The organism is Streptomyces sp. P9-A4 (assembly GCF_036634195.1).
Classification (GTDB): Bacteria; Actinomycetota; Actinomycetes; order Streptomycetales; family Streptomycetaceae; genus Streptomyces.
This window is the reverse complement of sequence record NZ_JAZIFY010000001.1, coordinates 291,007-304,609: the sequence shown is the minus strand read 5'-3', so window position 1 is coordinate 304,609 and position 13,603 is coordinate 291,007. Positions and strand designations below refer to the sequence as shown.

Below are 13,603 nucleotides of genomic sequence, written 5' to 3'. Positions count from 1 at the left end.
GCCAGGAGCGGGCGTTCAGCCGTAGGCGTCGGTGACGCAGTCGGCCGCGCACCGCCAGTGCTCGAACCGGCGCCGCAGCGCCGCCGCCGCGTGCGGCCGCTCCACCTCGGCGTACCCGTACCGCTCCCGCGTCATCCGCACCACGGCCTCGACGGTCACGATCGCCGGCTCGCCCTCGCCGGCGGACCTGCGGGCCACCGAGATCACCTGGTCGGCCGCCCGCTGCAGGTTGCGGGCGTACTCCCGCTGTGCCATGGTCCGCGCCCGAGAGGCGGCGAACGGCCGCGCCGCGCGGCCCTTCCAGATCACCCCGGCCGTCATGAGTCCCACACCGGACAGCCCGATGAACGCCCCCATCAGGATCCCGCCCCACCCCATCACCGGCCGCCTTCCCCTGGACCCACCGTTCCGAACAGCCCCCCGATTCTAGGGCGGACCGCCCGCCCCGACCGGGCTCGCGGCGGTTTCGACACGACACCTCCTAGGGCCTGTCGTCAAACTCCCGCCTGCCCCACGACGCCTGGCACGCGCTCTCGCCGCACCGGGCGAAAGCCCGAGTACGTCCAGTACGAGGGCTTCCGCCCGGCACGCCGAGAGCACGCACCAGACGCCGCGGGGCCGCCCTTCGGGCGACGACGGGAATTTGACGACAGGCCCTAGAACCGTCCCCTCCGGGGCCGTGACCAGGCGGGCGCCCAGATCCCGGGATCCGGGCGCGTGAGGTCCGGTGCCTCGGGGGAGGCGCCGAGGCGGTCGCGGAGGGCGAGCAGTGCGGGATGGGGATTGTCCACGGCCCAGAGCAGCGAGTGCGGGTAGACCGGGGTCGGGCCGTGCACGCCGACGCGGCGCAGGCCGTGGCCCTCGGGCCAGACCAGCCGCGTCCACTCCCCGACGAAGGTCGCCAGGCCGGGGGACGTCGCCACTTTGTCGAACAGCGGCTCGGTGCCGAAGTCCGGCCCCGTCACCTCGATGCTGAGCCCGAACGCGGCGGCGAGGTCGGCGTAGTAGGCGGCCCACTCCGTTCCGCCGACCACCCCCGGAACCCAGATCCGGTGCCCCACCAGCTCCGCCGGGGTCACCCCGCCCGCCTCCGCGAGCGCGTGCTCAGGACCCGTCAGGAGCTGCATCGGCTCGTCCAGGACCGGAAGCGCCCCGATCCCCTCGGGGAGCCGCCGGCCCGGCATGGTGACCGCACGGAACGACGCGTCGACCGTGCCCGCCCGGAGCGCCGCGACGGCCGCGTCGGAGTCGAAGAGGGTCACCACGTCCAGTTCCACCTCCGGGTGCGCCCGGTGGAAGTCGCGCAGCAGCGCCGCCGGTGCCAGCCGGCGCCCGATCACGTCCACCCGCAGCGCGCGCCGCCCCGGACGCACGGAGGCGAGTGCCCGCGCCTCGGCGTCGAGCAGGGCGCGCGCGTGCGGCAGGAACGCCCGCCCGTCGACCGTCACCTCCGCGCCCCGGCCGGTACGGGTGAACAGGCGTACCCCCAACTCCTTCTCCAGCGCCGCGACCCGCTTCGAGACGGCCTGCTGGGTGACGGACAGGTCGTCGGCGGCCCGCCGGAACCGGCCCGAGTCGACGACGGCGAGAAAGGTGCGTACGGCTTCGAGATCCACGGCGCGCAGCGTAGGCCGACAACCGCCGGTTGTGGTGCGCGCGACACCCGGTTGTTTGATCCGGACGCCCCCCGCTCGCTTGGATGGCGGCGGTCCCGGCGCGGTCGGCGCGGCCGGCCGGCGAGAGGCGTACGGGTATGCGGCGAGGGGTGTCCCTGGGGCGGGACTACGGGTGGCTGTGGGCCGCCTACGCGGGAAGCACCATGGGCACCTGGGTCGCCTTCAACGCCTTCCCCCTGCTCGCGATCACCGTCCTCCACGAAGGCACCGCAGCGGTGGCCGCCCTCGCCGCGGTCGGCGCGGCCGTCGGCGCCGCCGTCGCCGTACCGCTCGGCCCCTGGGTGGAGTTCCGCCGCAAGCGGCCCGTCATGATCGCGATGGACCTGGTGCGCTGCGCCGCCCTGCTGAGCGTCGCCGTCGCCTACGCGTTCGGCTGGCTCGGCTTCGCCCAGCTCCTGGTGGTCTCCGTCCTCGTCGCCGCGGCCGACATCACCTTCGGCGCCGCCTCCGGAGCCTCCCTCAAGGCGCTCGTCCGCCCCGAGGACCTGCTCGTCGCCCAGGCCCGCTTCGAATCGACGACCTGGACCGCGACCGTGATCGGGCCACCGCTCGGCGGCGCGCTCTTCGCGGTGCTCGGCCCGGTGGCGACGGTGGTGGCCGACGCCCTGAGCTATCTGCTCTCGGCGGCCGGCATCCGCGCGATCGGGACGCGGGAGGAACAGCCCGAGGGCGGGACGGGGGCCCGGCTGAGCGCGGGCGACCTCCTCGAAGGGTGGCGGGGGATCCTCGCCCACCCCGTGCTGCGCCCCCTCTTCCTCAACACCCTCGTGGTCAACGGCCTGATCATGGCCACGGCCCCGCTCCTCGCCGTCCTCATGCTCGGTCCGCTCGGCTTCAGCCCCTGGCAGTACGGGCTCGCCTTCGCGGTGCCGTGCGCCGCCGGGCTCATCGGCTCCCGGCTCGCCCGGCCGCTCGTCGTGCGCTTCGGGCAGCGCAGGGTCCTGCTGGTCTCGGGAGCGCTGCGGGCCTGCTGGCCCGTGGGCCTCGTCTTCATCCACCCCGGCGTGACGGGGCTGCTGCTCGTGATCGGCATCGAGTTCGCGCTGATCGGCTGCGCGGCCGTGTTCACCCCGGTGCTCGCCGCCCACCGCCTGGAAGTGACGGCCACCGGCCGTGTGGCCCGCACCCTGACCGCCTGGTCGGTGAGCACGAAGACCTCCATCGCGGCCATGACCGCGCTGGGCGGAGCCCTCGCCACCGTCACCGGCCCCCGGGCGGCCCTCGGCGTGGCGGGCGTCCTGCTGCTCGCGACCCCGCTGCTCCTGCCCTGGGCGGCAGGGCGCACACCATCGGGGATTGACACGTGTAAGTCGTCGGTGACAGGCTGATTGTCCGGCCCTGTGCCCCGCGCAGAAGGAGCAGCACCCCATGAGCACCACCGTCACCACCACCCGCGGGCCCGTCCGCGGCGAGCGCCGCGCCGACGGCAGCCACCGGTTCCTGGGCATTCCCTACGCACAGCCGCCCGTGGGTGACCTGCGCTTCGCCGCCCCCGTACCGCCCGAGCCGTGGTCGGAGCCGCTCGACGCCACCGCGTACGGGCCGACGGCGCAGCGCCGCCCCTTCTCCGAGGTCACCACCATCCCCGAGCCGTCCATCCCGGGCGCCGGAGTCCTCAACCTCAACGTCTTCACCCCCGCCACCGACCCGGCGGCAGCCCTGCCCGTCCTCGTCTGGATCCACGGCGGCGGCTACGTCGCCGGCTCGGCCGCCAGCCCGTGGTACGACGGCGCCGCCTTCAACCGGGACGGCGTCATCCTCGTCTCCCTCGGCTACCGGCTCGGCATCGAGGGCTTCCTGCACCTGGAGGACGCCCCCGACAACCGGGGCGTACGGGACTGGATCGCCGCCCTGGAGTGGGTGCGGGACAACATCGCGGCCTTCGGCGGCGACCCCGCCAAGGTGACCATCGCCGGGCAGTCGGCCGGCGGCGGCGCCGTACAGACGCTGCTCGCCGTCCCCAGCGCCCGGGGCCTGTTCCGCGGCGCCCTCTCCGTCTCGGGCGCCATCCCGCGCCCCGACGGCCCCGAGATCGCCCGCGCGGCCTCCCGGCTCCTCACCTCCCGCACCGGCCTCCCGGCCACCGCCGCCGCCCTCCGGGACCTGAGCGACGACCGGATCCTGGACATCCAGGACCTCATGGCGCAGCCGGGCCCGGACCGCGGCGAACTCCCGCCCATGCTGTGCCTCGCGCCCTTCGCCGACGGCGAGCTGATCCCGGTCCCCGCGCAGGAGGCGCTGACGACGGGGGAGGCGGGCGCGGACGTGCCGCTGATGCTCGGTTTCACCGAGCAGGAGTTCACGATGTTCCCCGCGCCCGGACCGGACGGCCCGCCGCTGCCCGTCCTGCTCGGCGGTCTCGGACTCGACCCCGCCAGGACCGACGCCCTCATCGAGGCGTACGCGGAGGCCGGCCCGGAGCAGGTCTTCGGCCAGGCGCTCACCGACTCCATGTTCCGCGCGCCGACCCTCGCCATCGCGGACGCCCGTGCCGCGCGCGAACGGCCCACCTGGCTGTACGAGTTCACCTGGCGCTCGCCGGTCGTCGGCCTCTCCTTCCACTGCCTCGACCTGCCCTTCGCCTTCGACGTCCTCGACGCCGACGGCGTCGCGAACGTCGCCGGCGAGGCGCCGCCGCGCGAGCTGGCCGACGCCCTGCACCGGGCCTGGGTCGCCTTCGTCACGCACCAGGACCCGGGCGCCGACTGGCCCCGCTACACGACGAAGGACCGCGCCACGAAGATCTGGGACACCGAGCCCGGCGTCGCCCTGGACGCACTGAGCCAGGTACGCGCCCTCTGGCTCGACTGAGCCGGGTACGCGTCCTCCGGCTCGACCGAGCCCGGGGACCGTCCCGATGGCGGCCGCGGGGGAGCGGCCGTCGGGGAGGGGGGCGGGGCAGGGCGGGGTGGGGCGGGGAAAGACGGCCGGTGTCTCGACGACACGGGACCGGCGGTCCCGAACCCGCGGGCCCGTGCCCCGGCCTCCTCGGACGGGCGGCCCGGGAGCGCCCGTCCGTGCCCCGCCGGGATGAACCCCCGATGGGGACGCATCCGGCGGGGCACGCCCGTGGCCGGGGCCTGTGGGGACAGGCGCTTGTGCTGCGGCGGCGGGGCGGTCGGTGTGACGAGCCCGTGGGACCGTCGGCCTGACCGGCCTGACCGGCCTGACCGGCCTGTGGGTCTCTGGGTCTGTAGGTGTGGCGAGCCGGCGGGTCCGTCCGCCTGACGCGGCCCGCAGATTCCGTCGGCCGACCGGCCTCGGGCCGTGGGTCTGATGAGCCCGCGCCCGTCCCGCCTTCCCCTTCCGCCCGATAGCATCGCGCAGCCCCGGTACCGCACCCGTCACGGAACGGAACGCCCGATGCTGAAGGACTTCGCCGAGCTCTCCACGCCCCTTGTCGCGGACGCCTGTGTGCGACTCGGGGAACCCCTGCGGGCCGCGCCCGTCGGCATCATGCCCGTCGTCGACGGCAAGCGCGTCGCCGGCCGGGCGCTTCCCGTGCGGCACCACGGGAGCGTCGACGTCTTCCTGGAGGCGTTCACCCACGCCGAGCCCGGCGACGTCCTCGTCATCGACAACGCCGGCCGCCGCGACGAGGCCTGCATCGGCGACCTCGCGGTCCTGGAGGCCCGGGCGGCGGGCGTGGCCGGAGTCGTCGTCTGGGGCCTGCACCGCGACACCCCTGACCTTGTGGAGATCGGGCTGCCCGTCTTCTCGTACGGCCGCCACGCGCCCGGCCCCGTCCGGCTCGACCCCCGGGACCCGGACGCGCTGCGCACCGCGCGCTTCGGCGGGCACGAGGTGACCGGCGCCGACATCGTGTTCGCGGACGACGACGGCGTGCTCTTCGTGCCCGCGGGCCGCGCGGCCGACGTCCTGGACGCCGCCCGCGCTCTCTTCCGTACGGAACGCGAGCAGGCCCGCCGCATCAGGGCGGGGGAGTCCCTGCGCGCCCAGACCCGGTTCGACGCCTATCTGGCGGGCCGCGCCGAGGACCCCTCGTACACCTTCCGCCACCATCTGCGCCGGATCGGCGGCGCGATCGAGGAGTGAGCCCGGGGCGCCGCGCACCGGCACCGGCCGGGTTCAGCCCTCGAAGCCGACCGTGCCGTCCGGCAGGATCGCCTCCACGCGCGCGCCGTGCTCCACGGTCCGGCTCACCGTGCAGAACTTCTCGTGCGTGAGCCGCACTCCGCGGGCGAACACCTCGGCCGCCTTGGGGTTGTTGTCCGGGAGCTCGAACTCGTAGCTGACCCGGATCCGCCCCACCCGGCCGTCGTCCTCGGGACCCGAGACCGACTCGACGACGATCTTCAGGTCGTCGTGGTCCACGGCCCGCGCGGTCCGGTCCACGACGAGCCCGCCGCAGCCGCCCATCGCCGCGAGCAGCAACTCGACGGGGGTGAAGGAGGGCTGTGCGTCCGCGTCGTCGGCGGCGGCCATCCGGACCTCCGCGCCCCGGTCGTTGCGGGCGGTCCAGTTCCGGTACCCGGTGCGGACGGTCTCGATGCGGTAGTCGGCCATGGAGTCGGTCTCCTTCGTTCTGGAATGCGTCCCCGTACGGTACGGTCGCCCGCCCACGCAACCCCACCGTCCCCGCCCGGCCAAGCGGACGCGCCGACCACCGCCGACCGGTGGGGGTCGTCAGCGCACCGGCGCGACGGCCCCGTCGGGGCGCGTATCCGGGTGCGTCCCGGGGCCGGATCCGCCCGTGTGCGCCCGTACCACCGCGCCCCACGCCTCCGACACCGCGCCCCAGACCGCGTGCAGTCCGGGCTCCGCCTCCCGTACGGTCCTCACCGCCGCCTCCGGGTCGCCGCCCACCGCGCGGAGGCGCGCGCCGTCCTCCGCGGCCCATTCCGCGACCGCGTCCGCGCCGACCTCCGGATGGAACTGCACCGCCCACCCCGCGTCCCCGACCCGGAACGCCTGGTACGGGCAGTCGTCGCCCGTCAGGAGGGGTACGGAGCCCGGCGGCAGCCGATCGACCTCGTCCCAGTGCCACTGCGCGGCGAGCGCGCCGTCCGGCACGCCCCCGAGGACCGGGTCCTGCGCGGCGGCCGGCAGCCTCCGCAGCGGGACGGCGCCCACCTCGGGGCCCCCGGAGCGGGTCGTGACCGAGCCGCCCAGGGCGTGGGCGACGATCTGCCCGCCCAGGCATATCCCGAGCAGCGGCGTCCCCCCGGCCACCGCCTCGCGAACGAGCGTACGGACCGAAGGAAGCCACGGGGCGGCCTCGTCGTCCTCGCAGTTGACGGAGCCGCCGAGCACGAGCAGCCCCGCGTGGCCCCGCAGGTCGGCCGGCAGCGCCTCGCCCCGCCAGGCACGCACCACGTCGAGCCGCAGGCCCGCGCCCGTGAGTCGCTCACCGACGAGACCGGGCCCGGCCTCCTCCTCGTGCTGCACCACCAGAACGTCGATTCGCCTGTCCGCAGCCGCGCGGCTTCCGGTCGTCACGGTCGTCCCGCCTCCCACTCCTGTCCCGGGGACACCTCGTCGTGCCCGCCGCCCCGAGGATCGCCGAAGGGGCACCCGCCGGGGAACCCTTGGGAGGACGCGGAGTGATCACAGCTGAGTACCCGGGTCCGTACGGCTGAGTACGTCGACCGATACGGGGGCCGGCCCGGTGCTGCTGGACTGTCACCATGACCTCCGACGCCCGGCGCAACCGCCCGCTCCAGCACGTCACCGCCGCGGGCACCGCCCTCGCGGTGGCCGTCGGCCCGCTGGTGCTCGGGGCCCTGCTCGTCCGGTCGGCGGGCGGCGACCCGATGGCCTCCGTCAACGCCCTGATCGCGGGCGGCGGCCAGCGCGCCCGGATCTCCCGCGCCCAACTCCGCACGGGCGCCCGGCTGCGGACGGCCGGCGCACGCCGGGGCCAGGGCGCCCGGCTGAGGCCCGCCGCCCGGCTGAGGCCCGCCGCCCGGCTGAGGCCGGTCGCCAGGCTGAGGCCCGTCGCGAGGCTGCGCCGGCGGTCCCAGCCGCACCCGGTCGCTCAGCCGCACCCCGCCGCCCAACCGCACCCCGGCATCCCGCGCCGCCCCCGGCCCCGCCCCCTCCCCGGTCTCCGCCTCCGGCGATCGTCCGGGACCGGGGTGGCGTCCGGGACCGGGGCAGCGTCCGGGATCAGGGCAACTTCCGGCACCCACGTGCGGTCCGGACCCCCGGCGTACAGCCCGTCCACCGGGAGGCGTTCGCTGGTCGCCCCGGTGCCGCGCTGGATGCTGACCGTCACAGAGCCCTTGCGGCGCTCGGTGAAGGCCCGCCCGTAGCGGGGGCGCCCGCCGCCCGCGAAGCCGGGGCCCGGGGACCCGTACTCAGTCGCACGGCCTGCGTGCCATGAGAAAGGCCTGCGGGGTCTTCTCCTCGGGGTGCGGTGCGCGCACCAGCCGGGCCGATTCGGCGAGGCCCGCGTCGGCGAGGAGTCCCGCCACCCGGTCCGGGGACCAGCGGTACACGTCGAGCGCGACCTCGTGGCCGTAGGCCCGCTCCAGGCGCACCCGCTCGTTCCCCACCTTGAAGGCGACCAGGACGAGGCCGCCGGGTGCGAGCACCCGCCGGAACTCGGCGAAGGAGGCCACGAGTTCGGACTCCGGCATGTGCACCGTCGAGTACCAGGAGAGCACCCCGCCGAGCGTGGCGTCCGGCAGGTCGAGCGCGGTCATCGACCCCACCTCGAAGCGCGGCCCGGGATACGTCTGCCGGGCGACCTCGATCATCCCCGGCGAAAGGTCCACGCCGAACACGTCCGCGCCGAGTTCCCGCAGGTGGGAGGTGACCCGGCCGGTGCCGCAGCCGAGATCTCCCACCGTACGGGGGCCTCCTGCGGTCTCCACCTCCGCCACGAAGCCGGCCAGCATCGCCCGGTCGAGCGGGGTCTCGTCCAACTGGCCGCCCAGCAGCCGCTGGTAGGCGACGGCGACGGTGTCGTACGAGTGGCGGGTGGCGGTGATGTGCGCGGCTTCGGTCATGGCGGCACCCTACGGCGATGGCCGTGCGCCAAGGCGGCGGCCGGACCCCACCGCCTGGCCGAACCCTGCGGCGCGGGCCTCACTCCGCAGTGTCGGCCGGAGCCGCAACGCTTGACCTAGCCCTGACAATCACCCAGGCCGAACGGCCCCGCGAGGTCACCCGCATGAGCGATGATCAGCGCATCCGATGAGGCCCCGGCGCGCAGCCCCGGGCCATGACGAAGGGCACCGAATGGCGAGGCGGCACCCCGTGCGGGACGAGCACCCCACGAGCGGCAGGGGGGACGCGGGCGCGTCGCACCGCGCGTCCACGGACGGCACCGGCACTGCCGACGGCGTGGAGAGCGGCGGCGCCCCCGGCATCGGCCGGCGCCGCTTCCTCGGGTACGTCCTCGCCGCTCCCACCCTCACCGTCGCCGCGCAGCTCGGCGCCGAGGCCCTCGCCCCCCGGGAGGCCGCTGCGGCGACCCCGGCGCTCATCCCCTCGCTGCCGGGCCCGGCCGAACTCCTCGACCTCAACGAGCTGCTCACCCTCGCCGCCCTGCCCACCAGCAACCTGATCACCATCCGTCTCGACGCCGACGGCACCGCCCACTTCGCGTTGCCGCGCGCCGAGGTCGGCCAGGGCGTGACCACCTCCAGCGCGATGATCGTCGCGGAGGAACTCGACCTGCCCCTCGACAAGGTGAAGGTCACCCTCGCCGACGCCCGGCCCGAGCTGCTCTTCAACCAGCTCACCGGCGGCTCCAACACCACGTACTCCACGTACACCCCCATCCGGGTCGCCGCCGCCGTCGCCCGCGGACGGCTCCTCCAGGCCGCCTCCCTCGTCCTCGGGGAGGCCGTCGGGACGCTCACCACCAAGGCGGGCGCGGTCGTCTCGTCGGCCGGGGCGCTGCTCGGCTACGGCGAACTCGCCGCGGAGGCCGCCGCCCTCACCGACACGGCGGTGCACGTGGAACTGAAGGACCGCGCCGACTTCCGTGTCATCGGCACCGGGCAGCGCCGGGTGGACGCCCTCGAAGCGGTCACCGGCCGCAAGAAGTTCGCCATGGACCTCCAGGTCCCGGACGCCCTGCCGACCATGGTCTGCCGCCCGCCGACCATCAACGGCACCGTCCGCTCCGTCGCCAACCTGACGGAGGTCCGGGCGCTGCCCGGCATCACCGACGTGGTGACCGTCTCCACCGGCGTCGCCGTGCGCGGCCGTACCTTCGGCCAGTGCGTCGACGCCGTACGCGCCCTCCGGGTCGACTGGGGGCCGGGCACCGCCGAGGGCGCCTCCGACGCCACCGTCCTGGAGAAGCTCCGGCGCGCCGAACTCCCCCTGGTGGTCCCGCCGCTGCCCCTCCTCACCAAGGCGGTCGACGCCCGCTTCACCTTCCACTTCGCCAGCAACGCGGCCCTGGAGACCAACTGCGCCGTCGCGGACATCCGGGCGGACTCCGCGGAGATCTGGGCCTCGCTCAAGGCGCCGATCGTCGCCCAGGAGGAGATCGCCCTGAAGCTCGGCCTGCCGGTCCCGGCCGTGCGCGTGCACGTCACCGAGGGCGGCGGCTCCTTCGGCCGCAAGCTCTTCCACGACGCGGCCCACGAGGCCGCCGAGATCTCCCGGGCCATGGGCAAGCCCGTGAAGCTCATGTGGCACCGCACCGACGACTTCCGCCAGGGCCGTACGCACCCGATGTCCACCTCCCGGGTCCGTGCCACGTACTCGCTCGGCGAGGTCCTGACGTACGAGCAGCGGCACACCTCCGTGGCCACCGACTTCGGGCACGGCATCGGCGAGGTCCTCACGGCGGAGGCGGCCCGGCTGCCCGTCGCCGACCTCACCTTCTCCGAGACGATGTTCCAGCTCACCCAGATCAGCCCCTACCACCTCGGGGTCACCACGCAGCTGCTAGCCGAGACGGACAAGGGCTTCAACACCGGGTCCATGCGCAATATCTACTCGCCCAACGTCCGCTGCGCGCAGGAACTCGTCATCGACGAACTGGCCGGGCGGACGGGGCAGGACCGGTACGCGATGCGGCGCCGGCTCCTCAAGGACGCGCGGGCCCGCGCCGTCCTCGACAAGGTCGCCGAGGTGGGGGAGTGGGGCCGGAGCATGCCGGCCGGCACCGGGCAGGGCATCGCGGTCCACACCGAGTACCACTCCGCCGTCGCGATCCTGGCCGAGATCGACTGCCGCCCGGGGACCACCGGGCGGAAGATCCCCGGCGCGTACACCGGCCCGCGCGTGACCAAGGTGGTCTGCGCCGTCGACGTCGGCCTCGCCGTCAACCCGCGCGGCCTGGAGGCCCAGATGATGGGCGGCATCGCCGACGGCATCGCGATCACGCTGACGTCCGGACTCCACCTGAAGGACGGGCACTTCCTCGAAGGCAGCTGGGACCAGTACTTCTACACCCGGCAGTGGAACACCCCGCCCGAGCTGGAGATCATCGTCATGCCCCCGACCGGCGACAAGCCGGGCGGCGCGGGCGAACTCGCGGTGGCCGGTGCCATGGCCGCCGTGGCCTGCGCGTACGGCCGGGCCACCGGGACGATGCCGACGGTCTTCCCCGTCAACCACGCCGAGCCGCTCGCCTTCACCCCCCTGCCGACGGTCCCGCCCGTCCCCGCCTCGCCCACCGACGGCCGCGACCGCGCGCTGTAGAGACCTGGAGTCCCCGTGCCGCAGCACACCTTCATCCTGAACGGCAAGGCCGTCACCGCCGACGTCGAGGGCGACGTCAGGCTGCTCTGGGTCCTCCGGGACGTCCTCGGCGTCACCGGACCCAAGTACGGCTGCGGGGTCGGCGTCTGCCGGGCCTGCACCAGCCACCTCAACGGCAAGGCGATCACCCCCTGCGCCGTCCCCGTCGAACAGCTCGCCCCGACCGACGAGATCACCACCATCGAGGGCCTCCCGGACACCGTCGGGCGCGAGCTGCACCCGATGCAGGAGGCCTGGCTCGACCTCGACGTCGCCCAGTGCGGCTACTGCCAGCCGGGCCAGATCATGACCGCGGTGGCCGAGGTCCGCCGGGCCCGGGAGGCCGGCCGGGAGATCACCGAAGCCGACCTCGACACCATCCGCAACATCTGCCGCTGCGGCACCTACGACCGCATCCGCCAGGCGGTGCTGGAGGGCGCACGCCGTATGACCTGACCGGAGGCCTCAGGCCGGTGAGGTCAGCTTCTCCCGTACCGTGTCCAGGTACTCCGCCACCGCGTCCCGGTTGCGGGTGAGGCAGCGGATCCGTTCGGTCATCCGGTCCCGCTCGTCCTCCAGAGTGGCCAGCATCTCCGGTGTGGCGTCCGGGAAGTGGATGATCCTGGGCTTGTTCAGACAGGGCAGGATCTGCTTGATGATCCGGGTCGGCAGGCCCGCGTCCAGCAGGCCCTTGATCTGCATCACCCGGTCCACGTTCGAACCGTCGTAGACCCGGTAGCCGTTCGGCTGCCGGTCCGCGACGATGAGACCCTGCTCCTCGTAGTAGCGCAGCAGTCGGCGTGGTGTTCCGGTGCGCTCCGACAGTTCCCCGATCCGCATGGGACGCCCCCTCCCGGGACTCGCTTGACCTTCACATCGATGTGAGGGTTCGAGCATAGGGCCATGGCCAACAACACGACGACGTCGGCCCGTTCCGACGTCACCTCCGCCTCCCCTGCCTCCGCCTCCCCGGCCCCCGGCACCCCGCGGTCCTCCGGCACCCCGCGGTCCTCCGGCACCCCGCAGTCCTCCGGCACCCCGCAGTCCTCCGGACGGCTTCCGCTCGCCGCCCTGCTCGCCCTCGCCACCGCCGTCTTCGTCACCAGCCTCACCGAGACCCTGCCCGCCGGCGTACTGCCCGCCCTGAGCGCCGACCTCGGCGTCGGCGAGGCCGCCGCAGGCCAGGCCGTCACCGTCTACGCCCTCGGCACCGCCCTCACCGCCGTCCCGCTGGCCGCCCGTACCGCCGGCTGGCGCCGCAAGCGGCTGCTGCTCGCCTCGGTCGCCGGATTCGCCGCCGCCAACACCGTCACGGCCGTCTCCGGCTCGTACGCCCTCACCATGGGCGCCCGTTTCCTCGCCGGCGTCGCCGCGGGCGTCGCCTGGGCCCTGCTCGCCGGCTACGCCCGCCGCATCGCCCCGCCGCACCTCCAGGGCCGGGCCGTCGCCGTCGCCATGACCGGCATCCCGCTCGCGCTCTCGCTCGGCGTCCCGGCCGGCACCTTCCTCGCCGAGGCGGTGGGCTGGCGCGTCGCGTTCACCGCCATGACCGTGATCGCCGTCGGGCTGCTCGGCTGGATCACCCTCGCCGTCCCCGACCTGCCCGGGGAGGCACGCGGCGGGCGCGCCCCCGTCGCCCGGACCCTCAAGGTGCCCGGCGTCCTCCCCGTCCTGACCGTCACCTTCACCCTCGTCCTGGCCCACACCGTGCTCTACACCTACGTCGCCGCCTATCTGGCCCACCTCGGCCTGGCCGGATCCACCGGCCTCGTCCTGCTGGTCTTCGGCGCCGCCTCGCTCGCCGGGATCTGGTTCACCGGCCGGCACATCGACACCCGGCTCCGGGTCCTGACGCTCGCCGGGACGATTCTCGTCGCCGTGGGCGCCGCCGCGCTCGCCGTACCGGCGGCAAGTACCGCACTCGTCCTGACCGCCGCCGCGCTCTGGGGCTTCGGCTGGGGCGGCGCGCCCACCCTGCTCCAGACGGCCGTCGCCGACGCGGGCGGCGACCATGCCGACACCGCCCAGACGATGCTGGTCAGCCTCTGGAACGCGGCGATGGCGGCCGGCGGCATCGCCGGCGGCCTCCTGCTCGGCGGCCTCGGCGCCGGCGCCCTGCCCTGGAGCGTGCTCGTCCTGCTCGTGCCGGTCGTCGCGCTCGTGGCGGGGGCCCGCGCCCACGGCTTCCCCGCCCGCCGGTGAGCCCCGGACGGTGTCCGAAGCGCACGAAGGCCCCCACCGCGCCGAGGCGGTGG

General features: G+C 74.9%; 13 protein-coding genes. 7 read left to right on the top strand and 6 right to left on the bottom strand.

From position 1 onward, the window contains the following. Positions 1 to 15 precede the first annotated feature (15 nt). Both V4Y03_RS01415 and V4Y03_RS01410 read right to left on the bottom strand, forming a co-directional pair. Positions 16 to 378: a hypothetical protein gene (locus V4Y03_RS01415; protein WP_332433641.1), complete on the bottom strand. Its 363-nt coding sequence runs from the start codon at positions 376 to 378 to the stop codon at positions 16 to 18. 278 nt (positions 379 to 656) lie between these two features. Continuing rightward, positions 657 to 1,616, bottom strand: coding sequence for a LysR family transcriptional regulator (locus tag V4Y03_RS01410; protein ID WP_332433639.1), 960 nt, complete (start codon positions 1,614 to 1,616; stop codon positions 657 to 659). Positions 1,617 to 1,753: 137 nt separating this feature from the next. Between V4Y03_RS01410 and V4Y03_RS01405 the strand changes: the two genes are divergently transcribed. The 3 genes from V4Y03_RS01405 to V4Y03_RS01395 all read left to right on the top strand — a co-directional run bounded on the left by V4Y03_RS01405 (position 1,754) and on the right by V4Y03_RS01395 (position 5,732). Next, positions 1,754 to 3,004 (top strand): MFS transporter, encoded by a 1,251-nt coding sequence (locus V4Y03_RS01405; protein ID WP_332433638.1) that lies wholly within the window; start codon positions 1,754 to 1,756, stop codon positions 3,002 to 3,004. A gap of 40 nt (positions 3,005 to 3,044) precedes the next feature. Continuing rightward, on the top strand, positions 3,045 to 4,487 hold the full coding sequence (locus V4Y03_RS01400) for a carboxylesterase/lipase family protein (protein ID WP_332433637.1): 1,443 nt from the start codon (positions 3,045 to 3,047) through the stop codon (positions 4,485 to 4,487). A gap of 552 nt (positions 4,488 to 5,039) precedes the next feature. Continuing rightward, complete coding sequence (locus tag V4Y03_RS01395) at positions 5,040 to 5,732, top strand: RraA family protein (protein ID WP_317876018.1); 693 nt, start codon at positions 5,040 to 5,042, stop codon at positions 5,730 to 5,732. A 33-nt stretch (positions 5,733 to 5,765) separates the two neighbouring features. On the opposite strand, the gene V4Y03_RS01390 is transcribed toward V4Y03_RS01395, so the two are convergent. Both V4Y03_RS01390 and V4Y03_RS01385 read right to left on the bottom strand, forming a co-directional pair. Beyond that, positions 5,766 to 6,203, bottom strand: coding sequence for an OsmC family protein (locus V4Y03_RS01390; protein ID WP_073902499.1), 438 nt, complete (start codon positions 6,201 to 6,203; stop codon positions 5,766 to 5,768). Between the two features lie 120 nt (positions 6,204 to 6,323). Next, positions 6,324 to 7,136, bottom strand: a complete 813-nt coding sequence (locus V4Y03_RS01385) for a type 1 glutamine amidotransferase (RefSeq protein WP_332433633.1) — start codon at positions 7,134 to 7,136, stop codon at positions 6,324 to 6,326. 188 nt (positions 7,137 to 7,324) lie between these two features. Between V4Y03_RS01385 and V4Y03_RS01380 the strand changes: the two genes are divergently transcribed. Then, complete coding sequence (locus V4Y03_RS01380) at positions 7,325 to 7,951, top strand: hypothetical protein (protein WP_332433632.1); 627 nt, start codon at positions 7,325 to 7,327, stop codon at positions 7,949 to 7,951. A gap of 45 nt (positions 7,952 to 7,996) precedes the next feature. Here V4Y03_RS01380 and V4Y03_RS01375 read toward each other — a convergent pair whose 3' ends face one another. Next, a complete protein-coding gene (locus tag V4Y03_RS01375) occupies positions 7,997 to 8,650 on the bottom strand; it encodes a class I SAM-dependent methyltransferase (protein WP_332433631.1) in 654 nt (217 codons plus the stop codon). Between the two features lie 232 nt (positions 8,651 to 8,882). On the opposite strand from V4Y03_RS01375, the gene V4Y03_RS01370 reads away from it, so the two are divergent. Together V4Y03_RS01370 and V4Y03_RS01365 are read left to right on the top strand one after the other, a co-directional pair. Then, positions 8,883 to 11,309 carry a molybdopterin cofactor-binding domain-containing protein gene (locus V4Y03_RS01370; RefSeq protein WP_332433629.1) on the top strand — a complete coding sequence of 809 codons (2,427 nt, stop codon included), beginning with the start codon at positions 8,883 to 8,885 and terminating at the stop codon, positions 11,307 to 11,309. A 15-nt stretch (positions 11,310 to 11,324) separates the two neighbouring features. Next, a complete protein-coding gene (locus tag V4Y03_RS01365; RefSeq protein ID WP_332433628.1) occupies positions 11,325 to 11,804 on the top strand; it encodes a (2Fe-2S)-binding protein in 480 nt (159 codons plus the stop codon). A gap of 9 nt (positions 11,805 to 11,813) precedes the next feature. Here the strand turns inward: V4Y03_RS01365 and V4Y03_RS01360 are convergent, their stop codons facing one another. Further along, the gene (locus V4Y03_RS01360) at positions 11,814 to 12,188 is read right to left on the bottom strand and encodes a MerR family transcriptional regulator (protein ID WP_317878435.1); all 375 of its coding nucleotides are present in this window, start codon (positions 12,186 to 12,188) and stop codon (positions 11,814 to 11,816) included. 63 nt (positions 12,189 to 12,251) lie between these two features. On the opposite strand from V4Y03_RS01360, the gene V4Y03_RS01355 reads away from it, so the two are divergent. Next, a complete protein-coding gene (locus V4Y03_RS01355) occupies positions 12,252 to 13,550 on the top strand; it encodes an MFS transporter (RefSeq protein WP_332433627.1) in 1,299 nt (432 codons plus the stop codon). Positions 13,551 to 13,603 lie beyond the last annotated feature (53 nt).

Excerpts from the sequence above, each read along its gene's own strand:
- V4Y03_RS01415 (WP_332433641.1), bottom strand. The coding sequence starts at position 378 with ATGGGGTGGGGCGGGATCCTGATGGGGGCGTTCATCGGGCTGTCCGGT.
- V4Y03_RS01405 (WP_332433638.1), top strand. The coding sequence starts at position 1,754 with ATGCGGCGAGGGGTGTCCCTGGGGCGGGACTACGGGTGGCTGTGGGCC.
- V4Y03_RS01400 (WP_332433637.1), top strand. The coding sequence starts at position 3,045 with ATGAGCACCACCGTCACCACCACCCGCGGGCCCGTCCGCGGCGAGCGC.
- V4Y03_RS01395 (WP_317876018.1), top strand. The coding sequence starts at position 5,040 with ATGCTGAAGGACTTCGCCGAGCTCTCCACGCCCCTTGTCGCGGACGCC.
- V4Y03_RS01390 (WP_073902499.1), bottom strand. The coding sequence starts at position 6,203 with ATGGCCGACTACCGCATCGAGACCGTCCGCACCGGGTACCGGAACTGG.
- V4Y03_RS01380 (WP_332433632.1), top strand. The coding sequence starts at position 7,325 with ATGACCTCCGACGCCCGGCGCAACCGCCCGCTCCAGCACGTCACCGCC.
- V4Y03_RS01375 (WP_332433631.1), bottom strand. The coding sequence starts at position 8,650 with ATGACCGAAGCCGCGCACATCACCGCCACCCGCCACTCGTACGACACC.
- V4Y03_RS01370 (WP_332433629.1), top strand. The coding sequence starts at position 8,883 with ATGGCGAGGCGGCACCCCGTGCGGGACGAGCACCCCACGAGCGGCAGG.
- V4Y03_RS01360 (WP_317878435.1), bottom strand. The coding sequence starts at position 12,188 with ATGCGGATCGGGGAACTGTCGGAGCGCACCGGAACACCACGCCGACTG.
- V4Y03_RS01355 (WP_332433627.1), top strand. The coding sequence starts at position 12,252 with ATGGCCAACAACACGACGACGTCGGCCCGTTCCGACGTCACCTCCGCC.